4 protein-coding genes are annotated in these 5,725 nt (G+C 47.6%); 2 read left to right on the forward strand and 2 right to left on the reverse strand.

Annotated elements, in window-relative coordinates; translation table 11 throughout:
* Positions 1-148: 148 nt before the first annotated feature.
* Positions 149-775, reverse strand: coding sequence for an RraA family protein (locus VB741_RS14550; RefSeq protein ID WP_323365908.1), 627 nt, complete (start codon positions 773-775; stop codon positions 149-151).
* 187 nt (positions 776-962) lie between these two features.
* Here VB741_RS14550 and VB741_RS14555 point away from each other — a divergent pair, with 187 nt between their 5' ends.
* On the forward strand, positions 963-1,634 hold the full coding sequence (locus tag VB741_RS14555; protein WP_323365909.1) for a response regulator transcription factor: 672 nt from the start codon (positions 963-965) through the stop codon (positions 1,632-1,634).
* A gap of 426 nt (positions 1,635-2,060) precedes the next feature.
* On the forward strand, positions 2,061-3,146 hold the full coding sequence (locus tag VB741_RS14560) for a hybrid sensor histidine kinase/response regulator (RefSeq protein ID WP_323365910.1): 1,086 nt from the start codon (positions 2,061-2,063) through the stop codon (positions 3,144-3,146).
* A 24-nt stretch (positions 3,147-3,170) separates the two neighbouring features.
* Here VB741_RS14560 and VB741_RS14565 read toward each other — a convergent pair whose 3' ends face one another.
* Positions 3,171-5,567 carry an ATP-binding protein gene (locus tag VB741_RS14565; RefSeq protein ID WP_323365911.1) on the reverse strand — a complete coding sequence of 799 codons (2,397 nt, stop codon included), beginning with the start codon at positions 5,565-5,567 and terminating at the stop codon, positions 3,171-3,173.
* Positions 5,568-5,725: the final 158 nt, after the last annotated feature.

The following is a 5,725-nucleotide window of genomic DNA, read 5'->3' on the forward strand; positions in this document are numbered from 1 at the left end:
CCAAATCGGCGCTTAAACTTTTGGACGCTTAGGGTTTGGGTTGCTTCGTAGTTCATCTGCCTGACATGGAAACAGTGAACTAAAATCCTCTAATGTACCATGAAATCTATTATGCAAGAGGTCTAATGTTAAGCAGGGGTACTCGCCATTACCCTTCAAACCCCATCTTTTCCAGGCATTTCTTTACCTTTGCCCGATGCTCCACCTCCCAGTCTGCCAAAGTTCGAGCCTCATCCTTTGCTGCTCGTCGCTGGGCAATCTCCCACACGGAGTCCTGCTGGGCCGCTGGAATGACTGCAATGCCTTCTTCGTCTGCCACGACAATATCCCCCGCTGCGAGCTGCACCCCACCGCAAATAATGGTGCTCTGGAGGGTGCCCGGTCCCTGTTTTTTACCCGGAATAGGCATGACTCCTCGGGCAAAGACCGGAAAGCGATGCTCCCGCACCTCCGCCACATCCCGAATCATCCCATCAATCACAAACCCGGCAATCCCTCTTTTTTGGGCCGTGGCACAGACATTCCCCCCCGACATGGCGTAGTCCACATCTCCGGCTTTGACCACAATGACTGAACCGGGTTCCGCTCTGTAGATGGCGGCATGGAGCATCAGGTTATCCCCTGGGGCGCAGCTTACGGTGTAGGCCGGTCCCGCAATGCGAGGGATTTGGGGCCACATTTCTCGGATGCCCAGGTCCATAAACTGCCCACGGCCCAGTAATGCATCGGCATAGGTGGTGGGTGATAGTTCAACAAACTTGCAATAGGTTGCCATGGGCTGTTAGGGGGGAATAACGAATCTCATGGCCACCATCAGACCCATCGGATGGGGGGATGACAATCGCCAAATTGTTATAGCCGAAGACTATTAAATCTAGCAAAATATACTCAATGAAGGCTAGATTGTATGGTAAGGCTAAGCATGGACCAATCACTGAGAAAGCCTGATTATAAAGTCATAGATGAGACAGATTTTGATTGCTGAGGATGATTCACGGGTGGCCGCCTTTCTGGATGAGGGGCTGCGGGCTAATGGATTTATGACTGTGATCGCAACCACAGGTCCTGAAGCCCTGGCCACGGCCCTAGATACTACCTTTGATCTGATTGTACTGGATTTAGGATTGCCAGGTCGGGGAGGTTTGTCGGTACTCGAAGAACTCCGGGGCCAGGGATGTCAGATCCCCATCATCATCTTGACTGCACGGGATGCCATGGTTGACAAACTGACAGGCTTTAAACTAGGTGCCGATGACTATGTCACCAAACCATTCAGGTTTGAAGAGTTGTTAGCACGTATTTGGGCTCGGCTACGAACGACAACGGTAGCCCCTAACACTCAACAGGAATGGATACTTAGTCACCGAGGCCTTGTCCTTAATCTACGCACGCGGTTAGTGTCTGTAGGGGAACAGGATATTGAGCTGTCAGCCCGTGAATTTGCGATGTTAGAAACCTTTATGACCGCTCCAGGACAGATGCTCAGTCGGGAGCAACTGCTGGATCGCGTTTGGGGATACGACTATGCCCCTGGTTCTAACATCGTGGATGTATATGTCGGTTATCTACGTAAGAAGCTAGGCAGTAATCTAATTGAAACAGTACGAGGCATGGGATATCGCATGCCAATTTAGCACGTATGGTGTTTAAGCCATTTTTACCGTTGCTGATTTAGGGAATGAATTGATCTGGCAATGACGCGATATATCCGAATTTCGCTGATTAAATCATCCCGAGGATCAGCAGCGCCCCATTTTTTTAGCCCCATAATTTAGCGTTGCCCCCATCGTTCACCCCATGGGTACTCGCTGAAAACCATAGATAGCAAAAGCTATGGGCGGCACAATCTGATGCAGGCTTTCACCAGATTCCTATATTTCCAACAAGTTGATGAAAGTTGATGAAGATCTTTCCTCAACTTGAGGTTAACAGAGTTGTTTTTGTCTATATTACCAAGGGGATAGAACCTTGAACCCTGTTTAGACAGTCTGTCAGACAGTTAATGTCTAGACCTATAGCCGCATCCATCGGCTTAATATTTTACCTTGGGAGAGGAATGAGTGAAGACCCCAACTATTCTCATCGTTGATGACGAACCGGATAATTTTGAAGTCATTTCCCTTCTCCTAAGCGGTCAGGACTATCAGTTACACTACATTCACAACGCACAGGCTGTACTCACTGCCCTTGAGGCTATTAACCCTGATTTAATCTTACTAGATGTGATGATGCCTGGCATCAGTGGCATCGAACTCTGCAAACAAATTAGAGCCATACCTCAATGGCAATCTGTCCCCATTACGATGGTGACAGCACTGGCGGGGAAAGAGGATCTGGCTCGCTGTCTGAATGCAGGCGCTGATGATTTCGTTAGCAAACCGGTCAATGGTCTCGAACTTCGGGCCAGAGTTAACTCCATGTTACGGATCAAGCACCAACATGACAGCCTAGAAACGTTGCTAAAATTTCGAGAAGACATGGTTCACATGCTCATTCATGATTTACGCAATCGTTTAACGGATGTTCTACTGGGTGTAGAGTTTCTTGAGATGAACGTAGATCTGGCTACTCAGCAGAAACTGGCTAAAATTTATGAGTCGGCACAAGGATTACAGCTCCTGATCGATGATTTATTAAAAATCGCCTTACTTGAATCTGGCAACATCCGTTTAAATTGTACAGACGTTGATATCCAAGAACTTATCCACTCTGTCATGGATAACTTTAAGGCAATTGCTACCCAAAAAAATCAATCTCTCGTCAGCCAATTTTCAGCGTCCCCCATAGGCAACGTTCTGATTGATGAAACGCTAATGTATCGAGTGCTAGATAACCTCTTATCGAATGCCGTGAAGTTTTCACCTGTAAACAGCAAAATTATTATAAATGTAAAAAAGCATCAATCAGGTACCCTCAAAATCCAAGTCATTGACTCTGGTCCTGGTGTGCCCAATGAACTACGGCAACAGATATTTGAAAAGTATGAAATTGGCACTTTGATGCCTAATGTTTCCCAAATAGGGTTAGGCTTAGCCCTGTGCAAAATGATTGTTAAGGCTCACCAAGGAGAAATTAGTATCCGAAGTAATCAGCCAAGGGGAGCTATTTTTGAAATCACCTTAGCCCAACATCGCCCCTTTGAGTAAGCCATCGGGGGTTGCCGATCCTCTTCAGCCATTGATTGCCCTATGGGGCAACAATTTTTGGATTGCTAGGGTGAGTTGTTTCAGCTTGATCGGTTTACTAATATACAGGTCAGCACCAGCCTCTAGACAACGCACTTGATCTTCTTTCATCGCCAGTGCTGTTAACGCAATGATGGGGATGTGAGCCAGATCAGGCAACTGACGAATGCGATGGATCGCGGTTAGTCCATCCATGACAGGCATGTGAATGTCCATAAGAATGATATCTGGCGGCTCAGCTTGCGCCAACTCAATGGCAATTTGGCCGTTGTGAGCCACTTGCATACGATAACCTTGAGCTTGTAGATACGTGGCTAGGGGGATGATATTGGCCTCGTTGTCCTCTGCCAGTAAGATCAGCAGGGGTGTCATGGTGCTGCTTTGGTCTATCCCAGAGCGGGATAAACGTGCTGCCGATGCAGGGTTGAATGGGGGGTCACCCACCGCAGAGGAGATATAGGGCAACTCGATGACAAAACAACTCCCCACACCCACATTACTGGTTACAGTGACATGCCCCCCATGGAGTTCAACCAACCGTTTTACTAAAACTAAGCCTAGCCCCGTGCCCTCATATTGTCGATTCAGGGTGCTATCAAGCTGGACAAAGGGTTGAAACAGTTTTTTCAGGTCCCCTGGAGCAATGCCAATACCGGTATCGGTAATGCTAAAGCGCAGGCGCTTTTGGTTGTAGATCTCGTCTGGTGGGAACGCGACAACGGCCAGGGTGATGTGTCCCCCCTCTGGGGTGAATTTGACGGCATTAGTCAGCAGGTTGATCAAGACCTGGCGAATCCGCCGTTCATCGACTTGAATATCTGGTAAGTCCGAAGGCAGTTTCAGATAAAGCAGAATACTTTTTTGCAGGGCCTGTTGCTTGACAAAGGCTAAACTAGACTGGCAGAGGTCTGCCACCACCACCGGAACAGGCTCTAGATCAATATGCCCTGACTCAATCTTAGCTAGGTCGAGCACTTCATTAATCAGTTCCAAAAGATGAGACCCACTCCGTTCAATGGTGTGTAGAGCTTTTTGTTGTTTCCCATTAACCTGACCCAAAATCTGTTCTTGTAAAATCTCAGCCATGCCGAAAATTACATTCAGTGGCGTGCGCAGTTCATGGCTCATATTGGCTAAAAAGCTGCTCTTGGCGAGACTGGCAGCTTCCGCCTTTTCTTTTTCAAATTTTAGTTCGACGGTGCGTTCAGCCACTCGTTGCTCTAGGGTGGCAAAGGATTTTTTGAGTCGATCAGCCATTTCGTTGAAGGCGTTGGTCAGTTCTCCTACCTCATCCCGACGTTGGGTGACCACTTTTTCTTCCCATTGACCGCGAGCCAGCGCCTGGGCTGCTTGGTTAAGCTGTATCAATGGCAGGACAATCCAACGGGCGGTAAGAATGCCGAGTATTAAGGACAGTCCTAAGGCTACTAAACAGAGAATAATGGTGATCCGAGTATTGGCGTCAATTTCTGCAAGAAAGTCTGATTCGGGTACGGTAATAACGGCTAGCCAATCTAGCCCACCTTGCGCTTGAAAAGGAATGACCTTCAAAAAATACCTCTCGCGATCAATGGTGAGAGTTAGGTGGAATCCTTCAGTAATTTGGGAGAATTCACCAAAGTGAGACAGCAGGTATTTAGCCCCTTCTGCGACAACTTGATTCGGGCTATCTATGGGACTGAGGCGCTCTGGATTGTCCAGGTTGGGCTCGGTTGTAAATAAACCATCTGCATTGGCAGTAGCAACCATCAGCCCCGATCGCTCGACAATATAAATCTGGCCTGACTGACTAACTTGTAGATTTTCCAAAAATCCCGACATATGTGTCAAGAGTAAGTCAGTTCCCAAAACACCTCGTAGGGTATGACGCTCATCATAGATCGCATGGGCCGCACTAATCCCCAGGGAGGCTTCCAAGGCACCGGGGTAGACCTCACTCCAAACAGGGGTTTCAAGCGTCGCTGCGGATTGGTACCACCCCCGTTGGCGCGGATCAAAATCCGGTCTAATATTAATCAGTTTTTGAGCCTTGCCAGTGTTGTCCAGGGCATAGCGTTTAAAATCACCGTTCACAAAGTTATCGGTGATGGAAATATTAAAACCATAGGTGGGATCACGTCCGACGGAGACGATGCCGCCGCGTTCATTGGCAAAGTAGATATAATCAACGGCATCAAATTGTTGCAATTGTTGCCAAAAATGTTGCCCCAGGTGATCCGGATCGGTCGCATCTAGATTTTCAGCCTGAATGAGATCATGGTTGATTTGATTGACCAGACTGGCCGTTGATAGATAAACCTCCAGCTTTTGTTCAATGCGATCGCCAGTTTCATCAATCAGCTGATTGGCAATATTTTCTACTGCCTTTTTCCCAGCTCTCAAGGAAAGATAACCAACTAAAGAGACTGTACAAACTAGACCTCTTGCATAATAGTTTCTATGGTAGATTTTTAGGTTTTGGTTCATTGCTTTACACCTAGGCAGATGAACTACGAAGCCACCCAAACCCTTAGCAATTCAAAGTTTAAGCGTCGATTCGG

It is taken from the genome of Leptothoe sp. PORK10 BA2, assembly GCF_034932105.1.
GTDB lineage: Bacteria > Cyanobacteriota > Cyanobacteriia > Phormidesmidales > Phormidesmidaceae > Leptothoe.

Bases quoted from the DNA above. Each gene is read 5' to 3' on its own strand.
- VB741_RS14550 (WP_323365908.1), bottom strand. From the start codon at position 775: ATGGCAACCTATTGCAAGTTTGTTGAACTATCACCCACCACCTATGCC.
- VB741_RS14555 (WP_323365909.1), top strand. From the start codon at position 963: ATGAGACAGATTTTGATTGCTGAGGATGATTCACGGGTGGCCGCCTTT.